Here is a 22,468-nt window from a genome sequence, read left to right as displayed (position 1 = left end):
TCGTTCAGTCCTTGCGAGACGGCTCTTCGACTTTGTGAGCGTGTGCGTCGATAGTGTTGTGCTGATTCAGCGGAGGCTGCTGTTTGGCTGGATCTTCCGGCTTGGCTTCATCTTCGTTCATCGCCTTGCGGAAGCCCTTGATGGTTTCACCCAGATCGGAGCCGACGTTCTTCAACTTCTTGGTGCCGAAGACCAGTACCACGACGATCAGAATGACGACCCAGTGTTTCCAGTCAAAAATACCCATGTGACTTAATCTCTTTTCGTTTCAAACAATAGTTAGGTTCGTGCCGCTTTTTCGTCGTGGCCCGACAATCCGAAGCGTCGTTCGAGTTCGTCGAGTACGGCCTGAGGATGCTGATCCAGCGCCGCCAGCATGACGAGGCTGTGGAACCAAAGGTCTGCCGTCTCATAGATCAGGTCGTTGCAGTCGCCCGAGGCGGCCGCATCTTTGGCGGCTAGGATGGTTTCGACTGACTCTTCGCCGACCTTTTCCAGAATCTTGTTGAGCCCCTTGTGGTAGAGACTTGCGACATAGGAGCTGTCAGGTGCAGCACCCTTGCGTTCTTCCAGCACCTGCGCCAGGCGGGACAGCGTATCACTCATGCGATGTTGGCTCGTTGTAGATGGCGTTGGGATCCTTCAGGACGGGATCGACTATGCGCCATTCGCCGTCTTCGAAAACCCTGTAAAAGCAGCTCTCACGTCCGGTATGACAAGCGATGCCCCCCAATTGCTCGACCAACAGGACAATCACATCGGCATCGCAGTCCAGGCGCAGTTCATGCAGTTTCTGCACATGGCCCGACTCCTCGCCCTTGCGCCACAGTTTGCCCCGCGAGCGGGACCAGTAGATCGCACGGCCTTCCTTCGCGGTGAGTTCGAGGGATTCGCGGTTCATCCAGGCCATCATCAGGATGCGCCCGGTGGCGTGATCCTGCGCAATGGCAGGAACCAAGCCATCGGCAGTCCATTTGATTTCATCCAGCCAATCGTTCATTCGGTCGTTCCGCTTCACTTACTGCTTACGCAGTGGAGCCTGGCCGGTCGCGGCGATCGTTGAGGATGGATCCTCTCGACAGGTACAGACCTATCGGCAATGAGCGCTCCGCCACGACGACGTGAGAAAGCGCATTAGTGTGCCAGCCTGGTGGCCCCATGGCTATCGACGGGCAATAAGGTAGAAGCCTGCTGCAGCCATCAGCCAGATTGGCCAGGTCGTAGGGTCCGTGAAGCTCGGTACAACGCTCGCAAGTGCCGCACCGGACGCGAGCAGAACGGCACCGACGATGCGCAAAGGGCGTTCATCGCGGGTTTTGCGCCAGGGTGCCGGCGGGTCTTCGGCATGCGGCGAGGACATGCGTTCAAGCAGGTCGCGTGTCATGCGCGCGAGGTGAGGCAACTGTTCGACCTGGGACTGGACGTTTTTCACCAGCTGGCGCGGATGCATCCGGTTACGCATCCAGCGCTCCAGATATGGCTTGGCGGTAACCCATAGATCGAGGTCCGGATACAGCTGGCGGCCAAGGCCTTCGATGTTGAGCAGGGTTTTCTGCAGCAACACGAGCTGCGGCTGGACCTCCATGTTGAACCGCCGCGCAGTCTGAAACAGGCGTAACAGCAGCACGCCGAAGGAAATGTCCTTCAGTGGACGCTCGAAGATAGGCTCGCATACGGTACGGATGGCCGCTTCGAAGTCGTTGACCTTGGTTTCCTGCGGTACCCAGCCCGAATCGATGTGTAGCTGCGCGACCTTGCGGTAGTCCCGTTTGAAGAACGCGTAGAGGTTACGCGCCAGGTAATCTTGGTCTTCGGGCGACAGGCTACCGACGATGCCGCAGTCGATGGCGATGTAGCGCGGGTCCCAGGGGCGTTCGGTCGATACGAAGATGTTTCCTGGGTGCATGTCCGCGTGAAAGAAGCTGTCGCGGAACACCTGGGTGAAGAAGATCTCTACGCCACGCTCGGCGAGCAGGCGTAGGTCCGTGCCCTGGTCGCGGAGCGCATCCAGATCGGTGACCGGGACGCCGTAGATGCGCTCCATGACCAGCACATGTGGACGGCAGAGGTCCCAGTACACCTGTGGCACGTACAACAGCGTAGAGTTTTCGAAGTTGCGACGCAGCTGGGACGAGTTCGCGGCTTCGCGCAGGAGGTCCAATTCGTCGTAGATGGTCCGCGAGTAATCGTCGACAACTTCGACCAGCCGTAGGCGGCGCGCGTCGCCCGATAGGCGCTCTGCGATCTTGGCAAGCGCAAAGAGCCAGGCGATGTCTTGTCTGATGATCGGCCGAAGGTTTGGCCGGATGACCTTGACCACAACTTCTTCACCGCTCAGCAGTCGCGCGGCATGTACCTGTGCGATCGACGCCGAGGCGAGTGGCTTTGCGTCGAAGCGGGCGAATATTTCGCCCACCGGCGCGCCCAGATCTTCTTCGATGCGTGCGATGGCCTGCTCGGGCGGAAAGGGCGGCACCTTGTCCTGCAGGAAGGCCAGCTCGAGTGCGATATCGGGTGGAAGTAGGTCGCGCCGGGTCGAAAGCAGTTGGCCGAACTTGATGAAGATCGGGCCGAGGCCTTCCAGGGCCAGTCGGAGTCGCTCCCCACGGAGCGTTTCGTCACGGCGACGTGGGATCCAGCGCCAAGGGAGGGTGTAGCTGAACAGGCGCGCCCACCAAGGAAGGGGCATCGCCCAGAGGAGGTCGTCCAGCCGATAACGGATGATGACCCACCAGATTCGGAACAGACGGCGGACGGCGAGCAGGTTCATTCGGGCTTGGGTCGCTCTTCAAGGGTGCGGGACAGACGCTGCATACGCGCGTCCAGCCGGTCGAGCGTCAGCTTTATTGCATCCAGCTCTTCGAAGCGTGCCTCGGCTTCACGACGGCCGACGAGGGTACGCGCTTCTTCGGTCAAATAGTCGGCGACATCCTTGTGCAGGCTGTTCGCGCTTTGCCGGGTCCAGCCGCGGGCGGTCCGTACGAACTGGCCGACGAATCCGCTGGCCAGCGGGCCCAGCCCGCGTGACAGTTCGTGCTCCCAGTCGAGATCGAGCCCCTCAAGGATCTCCGATAGTGCCATCAGGGGCCCACTGTCGCCTTCCAGCGTGACGCCGGGCTCATGGAGCACTGCCGTCTTGTCACGCGCGGTCGCGAGCCGTACCAGCGCATTGAGCGGAGCGATCAGGCGACAATCGACATCGGCCTCGTGGTGGGACGCCAGATGAAGGCCGTCAGCTGCCGGCAATACAAAAACCGTCAGAGCGGGCGCAGTGCATTCGATTGCAATGACCCTGCCTTGCAATGCCCCGAGCCGTGCCAGTGCGCTCGGATCAAGCTGCAGCGTGCGATTCACACCCGCTTCGATCCCGGCGAGCGCGGCCTGTGTCGCCAGCGAGAACCGCATTAGGGCTTGATTCCCCTATGCAGTGCGACAATACCGCCCGTCATGTTGTGATAGGTCACCCGGTCGAAGCCGGCTTCCACCATCATCGACTTCAGCGTTTCCTGGTCCGGGTGCATGCGGATGGATTCTGCCAGGTAACGGTAGCTGTCGGCGTCATTGGTGATGAGCTTGCCGGCGAGCGGCATGAAGCCAAAGGAATAGGCGTCGTAGAGTTTGCCGAGGATGGGGTTTTTGGTCTTCGAAAACTCGAGGACGAGCAAACGGCCACCGGGCTTGAGCACCCGCAACATCGAGCGTAGCGCGGCGTCCTTGTGGGTCACGTTGCGTAGTCCGAAGGCGATGGTGACGCAGTCGAAGTGGTTATCAGGGAACGGCAGGCATTCGGCGTCCGCCTGAACGAAGCGGATGTTGCCGGAAACGCCGCGGTCCAGCAGGCGATCACGGCCTACCTTGAGCATGGACGCGTTGATGTCCGCCAGGACCACCTCTCCGCGCTCGCCAACGAGGCGTGAAAACTGCCGAGCCAGGTCGCCCGTACCACCAGCAATGTCCAACACGCGATTGCCGGTGCGCACACCAGAGAGCTCGATGGTGAAGCGCTTCCAAAGGCGATGCATACCGCCTGAAAGTACATCGTTCATGACGTCGTACTTTGCCGCCACGGAGTGAAATACCTCCGCGACGCGCTCGGCTTTCTGGCTTTCGGGGACATTGCGGTAGCCGAAGTGAGTGGTGGGCTCGCTGTCAGGGGTATTGCGCGGGTCGCTCATGGCACTCTCACCTGGGGCAAAGGCGGTCATTCTAATCCGCGCTCGGCGGCTTTGTCTTGACGCGGGTCGGGCAATCCGTGGATGTACTGGCGTGCGTCGCGCAACGAGACGTTACGGGTTCGTCTTCGGTGGGGCTGGTGTGCGCTGCGCGAATTATGCAGTGTGGAGCCTGTCCAAATGCTAGATGCCACCGTTGGCCGTGGAGAAACCACGCCACAGGAGAATGCGTTATGTCCGAGAGAAACGAAGCAGGTCGGGACAATAGCTGGATGGCGGAACTCGAGCGGCAGGCTCGGCAGCTCAAACTCGCGGGGCTCGGCGCCTATTCGCGCTTCAGCAAGGACGGCGCGAAACTATTTGAAAGCTTGGTGCAGGATGGAGAAGAAGCCGAGCAGGCGCGCCAGCAAGGTCGGCACGCGGAAGACCGCGGAGACGAGCGAGCCAGGCATGGCGCGCGAGAGCGCTTCGATCAGGCGCGTGAACGGGCGGCCGGCAGATGGAGCGAGCTCGAAGAAATGTTCGACCGGCGGCTAGGTAGCACGCTCGATCGCCTGGGCGTGCCTACACGCCATGAGGTCGATGCGCTTCGGGCGGAAGTCAATGCGCTGAAGGCGAGGGTGGATCAGCTTGAAAGCACGCAGGCTGCTGCCGCATCGCCTATCGTCGATCCGACACAGCCAGAGCCGGCTGCACCGGGCGGCGACACCATCATTCTTCCCGACTCGAACAAGCCCCCGCTTTAACGGGGCGGCATGAACTTGACGACGGACGTATCCGGGTCTCGGTTGCGTCCGGCGTCGCGCAGTTTCTGCAAGTACTCGTTCCAGAGTTCTTCCTGACGCGTAGACAGCTCATACAAGTACTCCCAGCTGTACAGCCCGCTGTCGTGGCCGTCGTCGAATGTCATCTTCAATGCATAGTTGCCGGCCGGCTCCAGCTGCGTCAGCGCGACATGCTGCTTGCCGTACTGCAGCACCGGGTTACCGTGGCCCTGGACCTCAGCAGAAGGCGAGTGGACGCGAAGGAACTCGGCGGTCAACGTGTACCGTTCCTCGCCATAGACGAGTTCGAGTGTACGCGATGCCTTGTGTAGCTTTACGGAGGAGGGGATACGCATGGGCATTCCTGAGACTTACCGCCGCGCACAGGGCGCGGCGGCGCAGCGTCGTTAAAGGATGTAACGCGACAGGTCTTCGTCCTGCGCCAGTTCGCCAAGATGACTGTTGACATATTCGGCGTCGATTTTCAGCGGTTCGCCGTTGCGTTGTCCTGCAATGTCCGCGGCGCTGTAGGACACTTCTTCCAAGAGCCGCTCCAGCAGCGTATGAAGGCGACGGGCGCCAATGTTCTCGGTCTTCTCGTTGACCTGGAACGCGATCTCCGCGAGGCGCTTGATACCGTCACTAGCAAATTCGATGGAAAGGCCTTCGGTCTTGAGTAGCGCTGTGTACTGCTCGGTGAGCGAGGCGTGCGGCTCGGCCAGGATGCGTTCGAAGTCTTCAGGCGTCAGCGCCTTCAACTCAACGCGTATCGGCAGTCGCCCCTGCAGTTCGGGTACGAGGTCGCTGGGCTTGGACAGGTGGAATGCACCGGACGCGATGAAGAGGATGTGGTCCGTCTTGACCATTCCCAGCTTGGTATTGACGGTGCAGCCTTCGATGAGTGGCAGCAGGTCGCGCTGGACGCCTTCGCGGGATACATCCGCACCGCCGGCGTTGGCGCGCTTCGCCACCTTGTCGATCTCGTCGATAAACACGATGCCATGCTGCTCGACCGCTTCGAGCGCACGTCCCTTCAGCTCCTCTTCGTTGACCAGGCGAGCGGCTTCCTCATCGCGGACCAGCTTGAGTGCGTCCTTGACCTTCAGCTTGCGCGCCTTCTGACGACCCTTGCCCATGTTGGAGAACAGGTTCTGCAGCTGGCTGGTCATCTCTTCCATGCCGGGCGGCGACATGATCTCGACACCGGTGGGCGTATCCGCCACTTCGATCTCGATTTCCTTGTCGTCGAGCTGGCCCTCGCGCAGGCGCTTGCGGAACAACTGACGCGTATTGGAATCGTTGCTAGGCGTCGGGTCTTCATTGAAACCGGCCCGGGCAGGCGGCAGCAGCGCGTCGAGGATGCGCTCTTCGGCGGCGTCTTCGGCGCGGTGACGAACCTTGTGCATTTCCTGCTCGCGCAGCATCTTCACAGCCGCATCGGCCAAATCACGAATAATGGATTCGACGTCACGACCAACGTAACCCACCTCCGTGAACTTGGTCGCTTCGACCTTGAGGAACGGCGCATTGGCGAGCTTGGCCAGGCGGCGGGCAATCTCGGTCTTGCCGACGCCAGTCGGGCCGATCATGAGAATGTTCTTGGGCGTCACTTCCTGGCGCAATTCAGCGGGAAGCTGCATGCGGCGCCAGCGGTTGCGCAGTGCAATGGCAACGGCGCGCTTGGCATCGTCCTGGCCGATGATGTGGCGATTGAGTTCGTGAACGATCTCGCGAGGTGTCATGGACATTCGGTTGGCTCCAGAGAGGATCCCGCTCAAACCGCGGAATCCTGCTCCTCGATAGTCAGGTTCTGATTGGTGAAGACGCAAATGGAACCGGCAATGTTCAATGCGGTTTCCGCGACTTCGCGCGCCGTGAGCGCGTCATTGTGCTGTAGCAACGCCAATGCGGCGGCCTGCGCATAGCCACCGCCCGAACCCATGGCAATCAGGCCGTGTTCGGGTTCGACGACATCACCGTTACCGGTGATGATCAAAGAGGCGTCCTTGTTGGCGACAGCGAGCATCGCTTCGAGGCGACTCAGGGAGCGGTCGGTGCGCCAGTCCTTGGCCAGTTCCACGGCTGCGCGGACCAGGTGGCCCTGATGCTTCTCCAGCTGGCCTTCGAAGCGTTCGAAAAGGGTGAATGCATCTGCCGTAGCGCCGGCGAACCCGGCCAGTACCTGGCCGTGATAAAGGCGGCGGACTTTTTTGGCGTTGCCTTTCATCACGGTGTTGCCCAGCGAAACCTGGCCGTCGCCACCCATGACGACCTTGCCGTGGCGGCGAACTGAAACGATGGTGGTCAAAGCGATCTCTCCACGCAGTGGGGCAAAAAACAGGCCCGGTGAGACTCAAATGGGGTCGCTTTGGCCCTGCTTCAACCGTAAGACGTGTGGAGTGTGAAAAAAGGCGCCGGCCTCAAGCGGGGGAGGCCGGCAACTCAGGCTTAGCCGCCCTTGCGCTGCTGTAACAGCAGGTTGCTGAAGCCGTGGGACTGCAGGTCTTTCTGAGCCGCGTCCAGCTTGCCTCGATCGGCAAAGGGGCCGACCAGTACGCGGTGCCAGGTTTCGTCGCGAACAGTGCCGGATTCCACGCGTACCTGCTGGCCAAGCAGAATGATCTGAGCGCGGACACTTTCGGCGTCGTCCTTGCGCCGGAAGGACCCGGCCTGAAGGAAAAACTGCGTGGTGACTGGGGCCTTGGCAACCGTGGGTGGAGGCGGCGGAACCTGCCCGGCCAGTGCGGCCTGTGCGCGTGCCGCGTCGATCTTCGCTGCTTCCTCCGGGCTGACCGGCGCCTGTGGCGGCGGGGTAGGTTGCGGCTGTGGTGGTACGGCTTCGGCTGGCACGATGACTTCCGATTCTGGCAGAAGGGTATAGAAGTCGTACTTCGGTTTGGAGGTGTCCGGCGCGGGTTCCTTTTTGACGGCGCTTGGGCGTTCGTCCTTTACCTGACGCTTGATGTCATCGCGTCCTGGTTCAAGGTTGAACAGGAACATGAGGAAGCCGCCCGCCACCAGGCCACAGGCCAGCCACAGCCAGCCGGGGGCGGATTTCTTCTTGGGTGCGCTGGTGCGGCTCGCGCCGCGCTTGGGCGGGGCTTTTCGCTTGGCCATGGGTGTCGTCCGTTACATCCGTTCCAATGGTTCGAGACCGAGCAGTTCGAGGCCCTGCTTCAACGTGCGCCCCGTCAGGGCTGCCAGCCGTAGGCGGCTCTGGCGGGTCTGCGGGTCTTCAGCGGACAGTACGGGACAATGCTCGTAGAAGCTGGAGAACAGGCCGGCCAGGTCGTAGAGGTACGTGCAAAGGACGTGTGGAACACCTTTGTCAGCGACGCTATTGAGGGTTTCCCCGAATTGCGCCAGCTTGGCGGCGAGGGCACGCTCCTGTTCGGCTTGTGGGTCGATCCGGCCTTCCAGGCTTTCGCTTCCCTGGCCCAGCTTGCGGAAGATGCTCGCTACCCGTGTATAGGCGTAAAGCAGATAGGGAGCCGTGTTGCCTTCGAAGCTGAGCATCTGCTCGAAGTTGAAGCTGTAGTCGCTTGTGCGATGCTTTGAGAGGTCGGCGTATTTTACGGCACCGATGCCGACCGCGCGCGCGATCTGACGTAGCTCGTCTTCCCCGAGTTCGGGGTTCTTGCTCTTGACCAGGGCGTAGGCACGCTGCTCGGCTTCGTCGAGCAGGTCAATCAGTTTGACCGTGCCGCCGTCGCGTGTCTTGAAGGGCCGGCCATCCGGGCCGTTCATCGTTCCGAAGCCCATGTGCTCGAGCTTCATCGCGTCATGGACGAAACCGGCGCGGCGCGCGACCGAGAACACCATCTGGAAGTGCAGCGCCTGGCGCTGGTCCACGAAGTACAGTGCTCGGTCGGCCTTCAGATTCCGGCTCCGGTAGCGCATAGCAGCCAGGTCGGTCGTGGAGTAGAGGTAACCACCGCCTGCCTTCTGGACGATGACCGGGAGCGGATTGCCCTCGGCGTTCTTGAATTCATCCAGGAAAACGCATTGTGCGCCTTCGCTTTCGCTCAACAGGCCTGCAGTGCGCAGGTCTTCCACCACGCCCGGCAGCTCCGCGTTGTACGCGCTTTCGCCTTTCACGTCGTCGCGGGTGAGGCGCACGTTCAAGCGATCGTAGACCTGCTGGCAATGACTCAGCGATATCTCGTTGAAGCGCGTCCACAGGCGCAGGCATTCGCTGTCACCCGCCTGGAGCTGCACGACCAGTTCACGGGCGCGATCGGCGAACTCTGGCGACTCGTCGAAACGCTTCTTGGCAGCTCGGTAGAACGTCTCCAGGTCCGACAGTTCGCTCTCCGCGGCGGCGGGCTGCTCTTGCAGGTAGGCTAGCAGCATACCGAACTGCGTACCCCAATCGCCCACGTGATTCTGGCGGACAACGGTATCGCCGAGAAACTCGAGCACGCGCGCAACGGCATCGCCAATGATGGTGGAGCGCAAGTGGCCGACGTGCATTTCCTTGGCAAGGTTGGGCGAGGAAAGGTCGATCACGACGGTTTCGGCCTGGCCATTTCGCTTGACGGTCAGGTGATCGTCCTTCAAAGCGGCCTCGAGCTGCTGGGCCAGCGCGTCATCGTTCTGGAAGAAGTTAAGGAAGCCAGGGCCGGCGATCTCGACCTTCGAAATGGCGGGGTCGGCAGGCAGGGCGTCGACGAGACGCATTGCCAGGTCGCGCGGTTTCATGCCGGCCGGTTTGGCCAGCATCAGGGCAATGTTGCTGGCGAAGTCGCCGTGGCTGCGATCCTTGCTGTTTTCCACCTGGATCGACGGACTGACATCCGCAGGCAGCACAGCTTGCTGGATGAGACGATCGACGGCTTGCTGGATCAGATGGCGAATATCTTCTTTCATTGCAGGGCTACGGCAGCGGGCTAGAACGGGGCATTATCCGCACCTGTTGCCCGGGGCTCAAGCGGGTCCGGGCATCAGTAAAGGTCGATCGGGTCGACATCGAGGGACCAGCGGACCGTACGCGCGCCAGGCAACTGCTCCAATGTGGGCGTCCAACGCGCAAGCAGCTTGTGCAGGCTGCTTCGTGCCGAGGCCTGCAGCAGCAACTGGGCACGGTAGCGGCCCGCGCGTCGCTCCATCGGAGCAGGCACTGGGCCTAATAGCTCGATACCTTCCAGCGCCATGTCTACCAGCAGTTGCTCGGCTTCGTCACAGGCACCCTGCAGGAATCCATCCGCCTGGCCGGGTTTATGCGCTTCGGCCCGCAACAGCGCAAGGTGGGAAAAGGGCGGCAGGCTCGCCGCGCGGCGCTCCAGCAGCGCTTCGTTCGCAAAGGCCGTGTAGCCCTGTTCGGTCAGCTGCACGAGCAGCGGGTGGTCCGCCAGGTGTGTCTGAATGATGACCCGGCCCGGTTCTTCGGCGCGACCCGCCCGGCCAGCAACCTGAGTGATGATCTGCGCCATTCGCTCGCTCGCACGAAAGTCGGCGGAGAACAGGCCGCCGTCTGCATCGAGGATGGCGACTAGGGTGACCCGCGGGAAGTGGTGTCCCTTCGCAAGCATCTGCGTACCAACCAGAATGCACGGCTCGCCCTTGTTTATCGTCGCGAACATGCGTTCCATGGCGCCCTTGCGCGCCGTGCTGTCCCGATCAATTCGAAGGATCGGCACATCGCGAAACAGGGTTTCCAGGCGGCCTTCTGCCCGCTCGGTTCCGGCGCCGACGGGCCGAAGATCCACGTGTTCACAGCTGGGGCAGTGATCGGGGCGCCGTTCGGCATGGCCGCAGTGATGGCAGCGCAGCTCGTTACTGCGTTGATGGAGCGTCATGCGGGCGTCGCAGCGTGAGCATTGCGCAACCCAGCCGCAATCGTGGCACAGCAACGTCGGCGCATAGCCGCGGCGGTTGAGATAGACCAGCACCTGTTGGCCCGCTTCGAGCGTCTGCGCCATTGCCTGTTGCAGGGGCGGCGAGATACCGGCATCCAGCGGCCGGCTCTTGATATCGAGGCGAATGAAACGCGGTGACGTCGCGTTCCCGGCGCGCTGGTTCAGCTTCAGGAGTGCATAGCGGCCGGCATGTGCGTTATGCAGGCTTTCGAGTGACGGCGTAGCAGAGCCCAGTACGACCGGAACGTCTTCGAGCCTGGCACGAACCACGGCCAGATCGCGGGCGTGGTAGCGCAAGCCTTCCTGCTGTTTATAGGAGGCATCGTGTTCTTCGTCGACGATGATGAGCCCGGGGCGCTTCAGTGGCGTGAACAGCGCGGAGCGGGTGCCGATCACGATATCGGCTTCGCCGTCGCGGGCGGCGAGCCAGGCATCCAGACGGTCCCGGTCACCCACGTTCGAATGCAAAAGGGCGATACGCGCATTGAAACGCCGGGCGAATCGCTCATGCGTCTGAGGGCCAAGGTTGATTTCCGGTATCAGTACCAGTGCCTGTTTACCGGCTTCCAGCGTCTGCCGAATGAGCTGCAGGTAAACCTCGGTCTTGCCACTTCCGGTGACACCCGCCAGCAGGAATGCCCCAAAACCATTGAAGCTGGCGCGTATCGCTTCGGTCGCAGCGCGCTGTTCAGGGTTGAGGGGCAGTTCGGGTTGTGCCAGCCAGCTGGCGGGGCGCTCAGGCGCCTTGCGTCGCCGGGTTTCCAGTTGCACCAGGCCTTTTTGCCTGAGCTGTTCCAGGCTGTCCCGGTTCAGCTGCAGCTTAAGGAGCAGTTCATGAGACACCCCATGGGTATGCTGTTGCAGAGCCTTCAACGCCTCTCGCTGACGAGGCGCTCTCGCGAGGCGCGGATCATTGACCGTCGCGTGTTCACTGGCGCGCCAGAAGCGCTCATGGCGCGCCTCGGCGGCTTCGCCCTGGCGCAGAAGCGTCGGCAACGCCCAGTTCAACGTGTCGCCCAGGCTGTGCTGGTAGTACTGCGCCGCCCATAGGCATAGCCGGAATATGGATGGCGGGATGGGCGGTGTCTCGTCGATCAGCCCAAGCGCCGCCTTTAGCTTGTCGGGCGGAACGTCTGTCTGCTGGGCTGTATCGATGAGGACTGCCACCGCTTCGCGCCGTCCAAATGGGACACGGACACGAACGCCCGGCTGCAGCGACTCAGGGCTGACCCCAGCAGGGGCGAGATAGTCGAAGAGGCGGCGAAGGGGGGAGGGCAATGCCAGGCGCAGAATGGGCGTGCGAGAAGCTGGCAAGTCGATTCCTCCGGACGGACAGGGCTCAAGATGGTGAGGGCCAGAAGCGGAGTCTACCGTCTGTCCACGACCTTGTCCGGTTCGTGCACCGCGTCGCGGACTTCGTCGGCTTGCGCCGCGCTGCGCTTGCGTGCCGGGTCGGCTCTGGTATAGTTCGCGGCCTGTTTACGTGCGGTATTCGGCAATAGGGCCGGGTGGCGGCACGCAGGACATAGAGGGCAATACCATGAAAGCCGATATCCATCCGAACTACGTCGCGATCGAAGCTACCTGCAGCTGCGGCAACGTCATCAAGACCCGCTCTACCCTGGGTAAGTCCATGAACCTGGACGTCTGCTCCGAGTGCCACCCTTTCTACACCGGCAAGCAGAAAGTGCTGGATGCGGGCGGCCGTATCGATCGCTTCAAGCAGCGTTTCGGCGTTTTCGGTTCCAAGTAACCGATTGGCCCAAGCACACCGTATGGTCTGCTTGACGCTGTACAAGAAGGCGCCCCTGGTGGGCGCCTTTTTTATTGCCTGCGCGATGGCCTCCTTCGCGCATTCGGCCTGCCCCCTTCCGCAAAAAACAAGCGAAGCGCGCGTCCAATATGTCATCGATGGAGACACGGTTCGCCTGGTCGATGGACGTCGGATCCGTTTGATCGGATTGGATACGCCGGAGCTTGCTCGCAAGGGGCTACCGGATGAGCCGTTCGCCCAGGCTGCGCGTGTGCGTCTGGCGGAGCTGGTCGCTGCCAACGGCGACCGTGTGCGTCTCCAGTACGGTACCGAACGCCGCGATCGGTACGGCCGGACGCTTGCCCATCTCTATGACGACCAAGGCCGCAATCTCGAAGAGATACTGCTGCGTGAAGGTTATGCCCGAATGATCGCCATAGCCCCCAACGTTGCCTTGGCCGACTGCCATCTTTCCGCAGAGCTGGATGCACGTCGCGAAGGGTTGCGGCTGTGGACAGTCGAGCGTCCGATTTCAGCGACCTCTATCCAGCGCGCAGGATTTGCGCTGGTGCAGGGACGGGTGCAGCGTGTCGAGCGCAACGAGGGCGGCGTCTGGCTCGAACTGGATGGCCCGCTCGTGCTGAGGGTCGCACCGAGGGATATCGAGCGCTTCGGTTTGCGGGCACTGACGGAGCAGGTCGACCAGCGGGTGGAAGCGCGGGGGTGGATCGTGGATCGTCGGAAGGATGGGCGAAGAGGGCAGGCCCGCTGGATGCTGACGCTGACAGATCCCGCGACCCTGCGACGCATACCTTGACCGAGAGGCCAGGAAACGCGCTATTTTGGCCGTTCTGGGCGATCTTGTAGCCTTTAGTCTACTTGCGTATGCTCGCCGATCCGGTCTTGCGCCGGGTTCGCTCTCCCATCCAAGAAAAGCGGAACGCTCATAATGTCAGACTTGAAAACTGCCGCGCTCGAATATCATGCCCAGCCGCGTCCGGGGAAACTGAGTGTCGAATTGACCAAGCCCACCGCAACCGCGCGTGACTTGTCCCTGGCCTACAGCCCTGGCGTCGCCGAACCAGTGCGTGAAATCGGCCGTGATCCTGAGCTGGCTTACAAATACACCGGGAAGGGCAATCTGGTCGCTGTCATTTCCAACGGCTCGGCGATTCTTGGTCTGGGCGATCTGGGCCCGTTGGCGTCCAAGCCGGTCATGGAAGGCAAAGGTGTCCTATTCAAGCGTTTCGCCGGTATCGACGTGTTTGATATCGAAGTCGACGCTGAAAGCCCCCAGGCCTTCATCGATACGGTCAAGCGTATTTCGATCACCTTTGGTGGCATCAACCTCGAAGATATCAAGGCGCCAGAATGCTTCGATATCGAGCGCGCGCTGATCGAGCAATGTGATATCCCGGTTTTTCACGACGACCAGCACGGCACCGCGATCGTTACGGCAGCGGGCATGCTCAATGCGCTGGAAATTGCGGGTAAGTCACTCGATACCGCTCGAATCGTTTGCCTTGGTGCGGGGGCGGCCGCAATCTCCTGCATGAAGCTGCTAGTCAGCATGGGCGCGCGTGTTGAGAATATCTACATGATCGACCGCAAAGGTGTAATTCATGCCGGTCGGGATGACCTGAACCAGTACAAGGCCGTATTCGCGACCGAAACCGACAAGCGTACGCTTTCCGATGCGCTGGAAGGTGCGGACGTATTCGTCGGTCTGTCGGGCGCCAACCTGCTGAGCGCGGAAGACCTCAAGCGCATGGGCCCCAACCCGATCGTCTTCGCATGTTCCAACCCAGACCCGGAAATCAAGCCGGAGCTGGCGCATGAGACTCGCGATGATGTAATCATGGCTACGGGTCGCTCCGACTACCCGAACCAGGTCAATAACGTACTGGGCTTCCCGTTCATCTTCCGTGGCGCGCTCGACGTTCGGGCCAAGCGCATCAACGAGGAGATGAAGATCGCTGCCGCTCTGGCGCTGCGCGATCTCGCGAAGTTGCCGGTGCCGCAGGAAGTCTGCGATGCCTACGGTGGCATCAAGTTGGAATTCGGCCGTGAGTACATCATTCCGAAGCCGATGGATGCGCGTCTGATCGATGTGGTCAGCGATGCAGTGGCCAAGGCCGCAATCGAAAGCGGTGTCGCCACGCTTCCTTACCCGGCTAACTACCCGCTGCGTTCGGTGAAGGACGTGTTCCCAGGCTAGGTTGTCGATGTAAAAAGCCCCGCCGACCTCAGGATTGGCGGGGCTTTTTTATGGGCGCCGGAATCAGAACAGATTCATTGGCGCGGCTTCATCGGCTGGCAGTGGGCTCGATGGGGTGTTATAGCCGGGCTCGACTTCGTTCATTGGCGGCGGCGTGTCCTCGCTCTTGAACAGTTCGAAATACGCGTCGGGCGTGCCGGGCGGCGCGGCGCGACCACTGCGCGGGTCTACCCGTAGGCTTACGATGCCGTCCGGCTCAGGTGCGAGATAAGGTGGTTTGTCCTTTAGTGCGGCGCCCATGTAGTTCATCCAGATTGGCAGCGCGACAGTGCCGCCGAACTCATGGCGCCCGAGCGTCTCGGGCTGGTCGAAGCCGCTCCACACAGTCGTCACGTAGTTGCCATTGAAACCGGAGAACCAGCTGTCCTTCGAATCGTTGGTCGTGCCGGTCTTGCCAGCGAGGTCAGTACGGTTCAATGCCAATGCACGCCGGCCCGTGCCGCGCTTGATCACATCCTGAAGCATGCTCGTCATGATGTAGGCGGTCCGCGGGTCCACGACCTGCTCGGCTACGCGAGGCGCCTCCTCCACCGGCTCGGCATCGTCACCCGTCTTGATCAGTGGCTCTTCCGGCGGTGCGGGCAACGGCTTGGCGACGGCGTCCACATGACGCTCGTCGTCTGCGGGTACCCGGGCCGGGTTTGCCACGAAGAGCGGCTTGCCGTCACGATCTTCCACACGCTCGATGAGGTAGGGCGTCACTTTGTAGCCGTTATTGGCGAAGACACTCCAGCCCGTCGCGATCTCCATCGGTGTCAGTTCGGCCGTGCCAAGGGCGAGCGAGAGATTGCGTGGGAGCTGGCTGCGCTCGAAGCCGAAGCGAGTGACGTAATTCATCGCGTAATCGATACCCATGGCCTGCAGTACACGAATCGAGACGAGGTTACGTGAGCGGTAGAGCGCTTCGCGCAGACGGATCGGGCCAAGGAAGGTGTTGTTGTCGTTCTTGGGGCGCCAGGCTTCCTGCATTCCGGACTCCTGGAAAACGATTGGTGCATCGTTCACCAGGCTCGCAGCGGTATAGCCATTGTCGAGTGCCGCGCTGTACAGGAATGGTTTGAAGCTGGAGCCGGGCTGGCGCTTCGCCTGGGTGGCGCGGTTGTAATTGCTTTGGTCGAACGCAAAACCGCCTACAAGGGCACGGATGGCGCCGTTTGCAGGGTCCAGCGAGACGAGTGCCGTCTGCGCAGACGGTATTTGCGAGAACGCGTATTTGCCCTCGGTCTGTGGTTGGACGCGGATCAGGTCACCGACCTTGGCGACGTCCGCTGGCGAGCGAGGCCGTGGCCCCATGCTGTCACTGCCCAGGAATGGTCGTGCCCACTGCATGCTCTCCCAAGATACGGCTTCTTCTCGTCCATCACGAAGCAGAACGAGGAGACCACTCTTTTCAACCTGGGTGACAATGGCCGGCTCTAACCCGCCGATACTGCTGAATTTCGTCAGTTCTTCCTTCCATTGGTCACGCGACATGCCGCCGAACTGCTTGGCAGGTCCGCGGTAACCGTGACGCTGATCATATTCCATCAATCCATTGCGTACGGCGCTGTTCGCCGCATTCTGCAGATCGCTCGGCACTGTTAGCCGGACCCGGAATCCATCGGTGTATGCCGCGCCCCCGTAGCGGCCCACCATCTCCGCACGCGCCATTTCAGCGATGTAAGGTGCGTAAAGCTCAGGCGCCTGATAGTGGTAAGTCGCGCCGACCGGCTCGTTTATCGCTTCCTGGTAGCGTGCTTCGTCGATGCGACCAAGTTGACGCATGCGACCCAGGATCCAATCACGGCGGGTCTTGCTGCGCTCAGGGTTCACCAGGGGGTTGTACCGTGATGGCGCCTTCGGCAGGCCCGCGATCATGGCGAGTTGCGCGAGGCTCAGGTCACGGATCGATTTGCCGTAATACACCTGTGCGGCCGCTTCAATGCCGTAGGCACGGTGGCCGAGGTAGATCTTGTTGACGTAGAGCTCAAGGATCTCGTCCTTGGTGAGCTCACGTTCGATCTGTAGTGCGAGCAAAATTTCCGTGGCCTTGCGAGAGAAGCTACGCTCACTGGTGAGGAAGAAGTTCTTCGCAACCTGCATGGTGATGGTGCTGCCGCCGGTCTGTATTTCGCCTGTCTTGACCAGCTCGGACGTAGCGCGAAGTAGGCTTGTCGGATCAACACCGTGGTGGCGATTGAAGTTGTCATCTTCGGCTGCGAGGAGCGCGCTGATGAAGTCAGGCGGTATCTCAGCGAACGGAATGGGTGAGCGGCGCATTTCACCGTACTCGGCGATCAGCTTGTCGTCCTGGCTGTAGATGCGCAGGGGAATCTGCAGCTGGGTCTCCTTCAGTGACTCGACCGAGGGTAGTCCTGGGCTGAGATAGAGGAAGGCTCCGCTGAAACAGAGAACCATTGCACTGACGCCGGCGACGAGGCACCACAGTAAAAACTTCAGGACACGCATCGGGATTGTCGAGATTCCACGTAAGAAAGCCGGCTGGCTGAGACCTGTTTAACAAAGCAAAAATCGGGGCACATTATAGGCCTTTTTTTTGCAAGCAGCTTGTTTGCGCTCCCATCGGGAGTGCTATCTAATGCGGAGCCCATGTGGCGCCATACGTATCGGATTCAAGGGATAAGTCGTGCTAGGGCTCATAAAGAAGAAGGCGAACACGTTGCTCGGAATCGACATCAGTTCGACTTCCGTGAAGCTGATCGAGCTCAGTCGCTCCGGAGGGCGCTATCGCGTCGAGGCCTACGCCGTGGAGCCGCTGCCGGCCAACGCCGTTGTCGAAAAGAACATCGCCGAGATGGAGGGTGTCGGTAGTGCCATTTCGCGTGTTCTGGCTAAAGCCAAAGTCAGCAACCGTTCCGCCGCTGTAGCCGTTGCCGGCTCCGCCGTCATCACCAAGACGATTGAAATGGACGCTGGTCTCTCGGACGACGAGATGGAGACCCAGCTCAAGATCGAGGCTGATCAGTACATCCCCTATCCGCTCGAGGAGGTTGCGATTGACTTCGAGGTTCAGGGGCCTTCCGCTCGCTCTGCGGAGCGCGTCGACGTTCTTCTGGCGGCTTGCAGGAAGGAAAACGTCGAGGTCCGAGAAGCTGCCCTTGCCCTCGCAGGTGTCACGGCACGCGTCGTCGATGTCGAGGCGTACGCGCTGGAACGGGCATACGAATTGCTTGCGCCTCAGCTTGATGGCGATATTGACGATATGACCGTCGCCATAGTCGACGTCGGCGCCACGATGACGACATTGAGCGTGCTGCATAAGGGGCGAACCATCTACATGCGGGAGCAATTGTTTGGTGGGCGTCAGTTGACTGAGGAAATCCAGCGCCGTTATGGGCTTTCCGTCGAAGAAGCCGGGCTTGCCAAGAAGCAAGGGGGACTGCCTGACGACTACGACAGTGAAGTGCTCGTTCCGTTCAAGGACGCCGTCGTCCAGCAGGTTTCGCGTTCACTTCAGTTCTTCTTCGCCGCTGGCCAGTTCAATGACGTGGATTGCATCGTGCTGGCAGGGGGTACCGCTTCGATCAGCGGCCTGGATCGTCTCATTGCGCAAAAAATTGGCACACCGACGGTAGTGGCGAATCCCTTCATGGACATGACGTTGAGCAATAAGGTCAATGCCGCTGCGCTGGCGAGTGATGCGCCCTCATTGATGATCGCCTGCGGCCTTGCGATGAGGAGCTTCGATTAATGGCACGGATCAACCTGCTGCCATGGCGCGAGCAGCTACGCGAAGAGCGAAAGAAGCGATTCGTCGCCGTGCTTGGTGCGATGTTCGTGCTGGCTTTGGGCGTCGTTTTCCTGGCAGACCAGTACTTCACTTCAGCGGTCGAGCGGCAAAATGCCCGTAACGACTTCATGAAGCAGCAGATTGCTGTTCTTGATTCGCGCATCAAGGAAATTAGTGAGCTGAAGCAGCGCCGCCAGCAACTGCTTGAGCGTATGAAGATCATTCAGGACCTGCAGGGCAACCGGCCAATCATCGGGCGGGTGTTCGACCAGTTGGTCCGCACGCTGCCAGATGGCGTTTATTTCACGGACCTAAAGATGACGGGAAAGACCATCTCAATCATTGGTGCCGCCGAATCCAACAGTCGCGTCTCGAACCTGATGCGTAACCTGGATGGTTCGGAATGGCTCACCATGCCGAACCTGACCGAGGTCAAGGCCGTCACGGCTGGCGCTGTTGACCAGGCCAACGTCTTTCAGCTGACGGTACAGCAGACCCAGCCTGTGACAGCCGGTGAGGTAGCGGAATGAGCCTTGCAGACTCGCTGGAAAGCTTGAAGAAGGTCGATCTTGCTGAGCTGGACCTCAACAATCTCGGCTCATGGCCGCCGATCGTAAAGGTCATTACGGCCATTCTGCTTGTGGTGGTGGTGCTGGTGCTCGGCTACAACTTCCATGTCAAGGATCTGCAGGAGCAGCTCGATCGGGCTGCTGCTGAAGAGGAGTCTCTGAAGAGCCAGTTCTCCACGAAGGCATTTCAGGCGGCCAACCTGGAAGCCTACAAAGACCAGATGAAGGAAATGGAAACCTCCTTTGGCGCGCTGCTGCGTCAGCTGCCCAGTGATACTGAGGTCCCGGGTCTGCTGGAGGACATCACGCGCACGGGGCTGGGTAGTGGCCTTGAGTTCGAAGAAATCAGGCTGCTTCCAGAGGTAGCGCAGCAGTTCTACATCGAACTGCCGATACAAATCGTCGTGGTAGGGGGGTATCACGACTTGGCCACGTTCGTGAGCGGTGTGTCGAGTCTTCCTCGAATCGTGACACTGCACGATTTCGCTATCAAACCCGTCGAGGGCCAGGGGTCGTCTAAGCTGCGCATGAGCATTCTTGCCCGCACGTACCGCTATAACGACGAAGGATTGCGCAAATGAGGTTCGGCTTAATCGCGCTGCTCGCCACGACTTCGCTGCTGTTCGGCTGTGATGGCTCTCGAGACTTCAACGATCTGCAGGCGTATATGGATCAGGTGCGGGCGAAGCCGAAAGGTTCGATCGAGCCTCTGCCCAAGTTCCAGCCGTACGAAGCGTTTACATACAGTGCCGCATCGATGCGCAACCCTTTCCAGCCGCCTATCAAGATCGATCTGGCGAATCGCCAGAAGGGCTCATCGCTGGTGAAGCCGGATGAGAACCGTACCAAGCAGTTTCTTGAAGGCTTCAACATTGAAGTGTTCGATATGGTCGGTACGCTCTCGGATACCAAGGGCACGTTTGCACTTGTGCGTGGTGCTGGCGGTGTCCACCGGGTAAAGGTGGGTGATTATCTTGGCCGCAACGATGGGCGGATCGTATCCATCGACGAAGGGCAGATTGAGGTCGTCGAGCTCGTCCCGGATGGGGACGGCGGATGGCTGGAGCGCCCTCGGAGCATCGCACTAAAGGAGCGCTCCTGAGCGTACAGGATGTTGAAACATGAATGATCGATCTGCACGATGGAACATTAAAATGAAGAGCGTATCGCTAGGCGCGGGCTTGTCGCTCGCTGCAATCCTGCTGCCTGGGTCAGTCTGGGGCGCGGTTCTCCAGACCCTTGACGCCGCTTCGCTGCCAGGAGACCGGGTGGAGCTAAAGCTCGGCTTTGACCAGCCGATCGCCGAGCCCAAAGGCTATACGATCGAGCAACCTGCGCGAATTGCGTTGGATCTGCCGGGTGTCAGCAATGAGCTCGGTAGCAAAAACCGTGAGCTGGGCATGGGGAATGCCCGTAGTGTCACCGTTGTGGAGACCAAGGATCGCGCGCGGCTCATCGTTAACCTGACCAACATTGCGCCTTACGCCACGCGCGTTGAAGGCAACAACCTTTATGTAGTGATCGGTGAGTCCGCGGCGGCGACCGCGCCGGCGCTCGCCAATCGGCCTGCGCCGGCGCCCGTAACGGCACCAGCCGCCGCGCCTGTAGCGCAGCCTGTCCCCGCGCCTGTAGCGCAGCCTGTCCCCGCGCCTGTAGCGCAGCCTGTCCCCGCGCCGTCGCCAGCGCCAGTGACGCGCTCTTACCAGGCCTCGGCCAAGGCGCTGCGCAACGTTGATTTCCAGCGCGGCCAGCAAGGCGAAGGTAATGTCGTTATCGATCTGGCCGGCGCCGGTACCACGCCCGATATCCAGGAACAAGGTGGTCGCATCCGGTTGCGCTTCGCAGGTACTCAGGTGCCTGACGCGCTACGCGTGCGTTACGACGTGAAGGATTTTGCTACCCCGGTCCAGTTCGTTAGCGTTTCCCAAGAGGGCGCGGACGCTCAGGTGGTCATCGAGCCAACCGGCAATTACGACTACCTGGCCTATCAAGCTGACAACAAGCTCACGTTGAGCGTCAAGCCGCTGACCCGGGAAGAAATGGATCGTCAGCAGGCAGATCGTTTCGTCTATTCCGGTGAAAAGCTGTCGCTGAACTTTCAGGACATTGACGTGCGCTCGGTACTGCAGCTGATCGCAGACTTCACCAATCTCAATCTCGTGGCCAGTGACACCGTTCAGGGCAGCATCACCTTGCGTCTGCAGAACGTTCCGTGGGACCAGGCGCTCGATCTCGTGCTGAAGACGAAGGGCCTCGCCAAGCGTCAGGTCGGGAACGTGTTGCTTGTCGCGCCTGCGGAAGAAATCGCGGCACGGGAACGTCAGGAACTCGAATCTCAGAAGCAGATTTCAGAGTTGGCTCCGCTGCGCCGCGAGCTGATCCAGGTGAACTACGCCAAGGCGGCAGACATTGCCAAACTGTTCCAGTCGGTCACCGCAGGCAGTGCTGGTCCAGGACCGGCAACTGATGCGCGTGGATCGGTCACGGTCGATGAGCGGACCAACAGCATCATTGCCTATCAGACCCAGGACAAGCTCGACGAGCTGCGCCGTATCGTCAGCCAGCTCGACATTCCGGTTCGCCAGGTCATGATCGAGGCCCGAATCGTCGAGGCTAACGTCGGTTATGAGAAGAGCCTCGGTGTCCGCTGGGGCGGTACGAAGACCTTTGCGGGTGGCCGCGGTGCGTTCTACGGCAACGATGACCAGGGTGACGAGTCGGGCAACACGGGCAGCGACATCGGGCCGAACGTGCCCTTCGTGGATCTGGGCGTTGCTAACCGTACCGCAGGCTTCGGGATCGGCTATGTAACCGATAATCTGCTTCTTGATCTGGAGCTGACGGCAATGGAGGCCAGCGGCAACGGCGAAGTCGTCTCCCAGCCCAAGGTCGTTACCTCCGACAAGGAAACCGCCAAGATTCTGAAGGGGTCGGAGATCCCGTATCAACAGGCCAGCTCCAGTGGTGCGACATCGGTGACCTTCGTCGAGGCAGCGTTGTCGCTCGAAGTGACGCCGCAGATCACGCCGGATAACCGCATCATCATGGAGGTCAAGGTCACCAAGGACGCACCTGACTTCTCACGGCTGGTGCAGAACACACCGACCATTGACAAGAACGAGGTCAATGCCAAGGTCTTGGTGGCGGACGGTGAAACTATCGTAATCGGCGGCGTATTCTCAAATACGCAGATCAAGTCGACCGACAAGGTTCCGTTCCTTGGGGACGTTCCCTACGTAGGTCGCCTCTTCCGCCGGGACGTGGTTCAGGACAACAAATCGGAATTGCTGATTTTCCTGACGCCCCGTATCGTCAACGGCCAGTCAGTCACGGTGAGTCGATGA

Annotated in this window: 22 protein-coding genes; 9 read left to right on the top strand and 13 right to left on the bottom strand. The window is 60.7% G+C overall.

Annotated features, from left to right (window positions below; translation table 11 throughout):
- Positions 1-4 precede the first annotated feature (4 nt).
- The 6 genes from ACY8D3_RS16340 to ubiE form a co-directional block, all read right to left on the bottom strand.
- The gene (locus tag ACY8D3_RS16340; RefSeq protein WP_462379862.1) at positions 5-247 is read right to left on the bottom strand and encodes a twin-arginine translocase TatA/TatE family subunit; all 243 of its coding nucleotides are present in this window, start codon (positions 245-247) and stop codon (positions 5-7) included.
- A gap of 32 nt (positions 248-279) precedes the next feature.
- Positions 280-606 (bottom strand): phosphoribosyl-ATP diphosphatase, encoded by a 327-nt coding sequence (locus ACY8D3_RS16335; protein WP_462379861.1) that lies wholly within the window; start codon positions 604-606, stop codon positions 280-282.
- Positions 599-1,000, bottom strand: a complete 402-nt coding sequence (gene hisI / locus ACY8D3_RS16330) for a phosphoribosyl-AMP cyclohydrolase (RefSeq protein WP_462379860.1) — start codon at positions 998-1,000, stop codon at positions 599-601. The genes ACY8D3_RS16335 and hisI overlap by 8 nt, the downstream gene beginning before the upstream one ends.
- A 162-nt stretch (positions 1,001-1,162) precedes the next feature.
- On the bottom strand, positions 1,163-2,770 hold the full coding sequence (gene ubiB, locus ACY8D3_RS16325; protein ID WP_462379859.1) for a ubiquinone biosynthesis regulatory protein kinase UbiB: 1,608 nt from the start codon (positions 2,768-2,770) through the stop codon (positions 1,163-1,165).
- Complete coding sequence (locus ACY8D3_RS16320) at positions 2,767-3,405, bottom strand: ubiquinone biosynthesis accessory factor UbiJ (protein ID WP_462379858.1); 639 nt, start codon at positions 3,403-3,405, stop codon at positions 2,767-2,769. Before ACY8D3_RS16320 ends, ubiB begins: the two co-directional genes overlap by 4 nt.
- Positions 3,405-4,175 carry a bifunctional demethylmenaquinone methyltransferase/2-methoxy-6-polyprenyl-1,4-benzoquinol methylase UbiE gene (gene ubiE / locus ACY8D3_RS16315; protein ID WP_462379856.1) on the bottom strand — a complete coding sequence of 257 codons (771 nt, stop codon included), beginning with the start codon at positions 4,173-4,175 and terminating at the stop codon, positions 3,405-3,407. The genes ACY8D3_RS16320 and ubiE overlap by 1 nt, the downstream gene beginning before the upstream one ends.
- Positions 4,176-4,405: 230 nt before the next feature.
- Between ubiE and ACY8D3_RS16310 the strand changes: the two genes are divergently transcribed.
- Positions 4,406-4,918, top strand: a complete 513-nt coding sequence (locus ACY8D3_RS16310) for a phasin family protein (protein ID WP_462379855.1) — start codon at positions 4,406-4,408, stop codon at positions 4,916-4,918.
- Here the strand turns inward: ACY8D3_RS16310 and ACY8D3_RS16305 are convergent.
- From ACY8D3_RS16305 to ACY8D3_RS16280, 6 genes are all read right to left on the bottom strand, one after another.
- Positions 4,915-5,292, bottom strand: a complete 378-nt coding sequence (locus ACY8D3_RS16305; RefSeq protein WP_462379854.1) for a gamma-butyrobetaine hydroxylase family protein — start codon at positions 5,290-5,292, stop codon at positions 4,915-4,917. The two genes, ACY8D3_RS16310 and ACY8D3_RS16305, sit on opposite strands and share 4 nt — an antisense overlap.
- A gap of 51 nt (positions 5,293-5,343) precedes the next feature.
- Entirely contained in the window at positions 5,344-6,684 is a 1,341-nt protein-coding gene (gene hslU, locus ACY8D3_RS16300; protein WP_462379853.1) for an HslU--HslV peptidase ATPase subunit, read from the bottom strand.
- Between the two features lie 26 nt (positions 6,685-6,710).
- The gene (hslV, locus tag ACY8D3_RS16295; protein ID WP_462379852.1) at positions 6,711-7,244 is read right to left on the bottom strand and encodes an ATP-dependent protease subunit HslV; all 534 of its coding nucleotides are present in this window, start codon (positions 7,242-7,244) and stop codon (positions 6,711-6,713) included.
- A 140-nt stretch (positions 7,245-7,384) separates the two neighbouring features.
- Positions 7,385-8,053 (bottom strand): SPOR domain-containing protein, encoded by a 669-nt coding sequence (locus ACY8D3_RS16290; RefSeq protein ID WP_462379851.1) that lies wholly within the window; start codon positions 8,051-8,053, stop codon positions 7,385-7,387.
- Positions 8,054-8,065: 12 nt separating this feature from the next.
- Positions 8,066-9,805 carry an arginine--tRNA ligase gene (gene argS / locus ACY8D3_RS16285; RefSeq protein WP_462379850.1) on the bottom strand — a complete coding sequence of 580 codons (1,740 nt, stop codon included), beginning with the start codon at positions 9,803-9,805 and terminating at the stop codon, positions 8,066-8,068.
- A gap of 74 nt (positions 9,806-9,879) precedes the next feature.
- Entirely contained in the window at positions 9,880-12,087 is a 2,208-nt protein-coding gene (locus ACY8D3_RS16280; RefSeq protein ID WP_462384416.1) for a primosomal protein N', read from the bottom strand.
- 247 nt (positions 12,088-12,334) lie between these two features.
- Between ACY8D3_RS16280 and rpmE the strand changes: the two genes are divergently transcribed.
- From rpmE to ACY8D3_RS16265, 3 genes are all read left to right on the top strand, one after another.
- Positions 12,335-12,547 (top strand): 50S ribosomal protein L31, encoded by a 213-nt coding sequence (rpmE, locus tag ACY8D3_RS16275; RefSeq protein WP_462379849.1) that lies wholly within the window; start codon positions 12,335-12,337, stop codon positions 12,545-12,547.
- 4 nt (positions 12,548-12,551) lie between these two features.
- Positions 12,552-13,364: a thermonuclease family protein gene (locus ACY8D3_RS16270; protein WP_462379848.1), complete on the top strand. Its 813-nt coding sequence runs from the start codon at positions 12,552-12,554 to the stop codon at positions 13,362-13,364.
- Between the two features lie 132 nt (positions 13,365-13,496).
- Positions 13,497-14,765 carry a malic enzyme-like NAD(P)-binding protein gene (locus ACY8D3_RS16265; protein ID WP_462379847.1) on the top strand — a complete coding sequence of 423 codons (1,269 nt, stop codon included), beginning with the start codon at positions 13,497-13,499 and terminating at the stop codon, positions 14,763-14,765.
- Positions 14,766-14,828: 63 nt separating this feature from the next.
- Here the strand turns inward: ACY8D3_RS16265 and ACY8D3_RS16260 are convergent, their stop codons facing one another.
- Positions 14,829-17,273, bottom strand: coding sequence for a penicillin-binding protein 1A (locus tag ACY8D3_RS16260; RefSeq protein WP_462379846.1), 2,445 nt, complete (start codon positions 17,271-17,273; stop codon positions 14,829-14,831).
- A gap of 178 nt (positions 17,274-17,451) precedes the next feature.
- Between ACY8D3_RS16260 and ACY8D3_RS16255 the strand changes: the two genes are divergently transcribed.
- The 5 genes from ACY8D3_RS16255 to pilQ are packed head-to-tail and all read left to right on the top strand — an operon-like array spanning position 17,452 to position 22,468.
- Positions 17,452-18,516 carry a pilus assembly protein PilM gene (locus ACY8D3_RS16255; RefSeq protein WP_462379845.1) on the top strand — a complete coding sequence of 355 codons (1,065 nt, stop codon included), beginning with the start codon at positions 17,452-17,454 and terminating at the stop codon, positions 18,514-18,516.
- Positions 18,516-19,085 (top strand): type 4a pilus biogenesis protein PilN, encoded by a 570-nt coding sequence (gene pilN / locus ACY8D3_RS16250; protein ID WP_462379844.1) that lies wholly within the window; start codon positions 18,516-18,518, stop codon positions 19,083-19,085. Before ACY8D3_RS16255 ends, pilN begins: the two co-directional genes overlap by 1 nt.
- On the top strand, positions 19,082-19,705 hold the full coding sequence (gene pilO, locus ACY8D3_RS16245) for a type 4a pilus biogenesis protein PilO (protein WP_462379843.1): 624 nt from the start codon (positions 19,082-19,084) through the stop codon (positions 19,703-19,705). The genes pilN and pilO overlap by 4 nt, the downstream gene beginning before the upstream one ends.
- On the top strand, positions 19,702-20,226 hold the full coding sequence (gene pilP, locus ACY8D3_RS16240) for a type 4a pilus biogenesis lipoprotein PilP (protein WP_462379842.1): 525 nt from the start codon (positions 19,702-19,704) through the stop codon (positions 20,224-20,226). The genes pilO and pilP overlap by 4 nt, the downstream gene beginning before the upstream one ends.
- A 52-nt stretch (positions 20,227-20,278) precedes the next feature.
- On the top strand, positions 20,279-22,468 hold the full coding sequence (pilQ, locus tag ACY8D3_RS16235; RefSeq protein WP_462379841.1) for a type IV pilus secretin PilQ: 2,190 nt from the start codon (positions 20,279-20,281) through the stop codon (positions 22,466-22,468).

The organism is Pseudomonas sp. Marseille-QA0892 (genome assembly GCF_054950135.1).
This window is presented reverse-complemented; position numbering and strand designations above follow the sequence as displayed.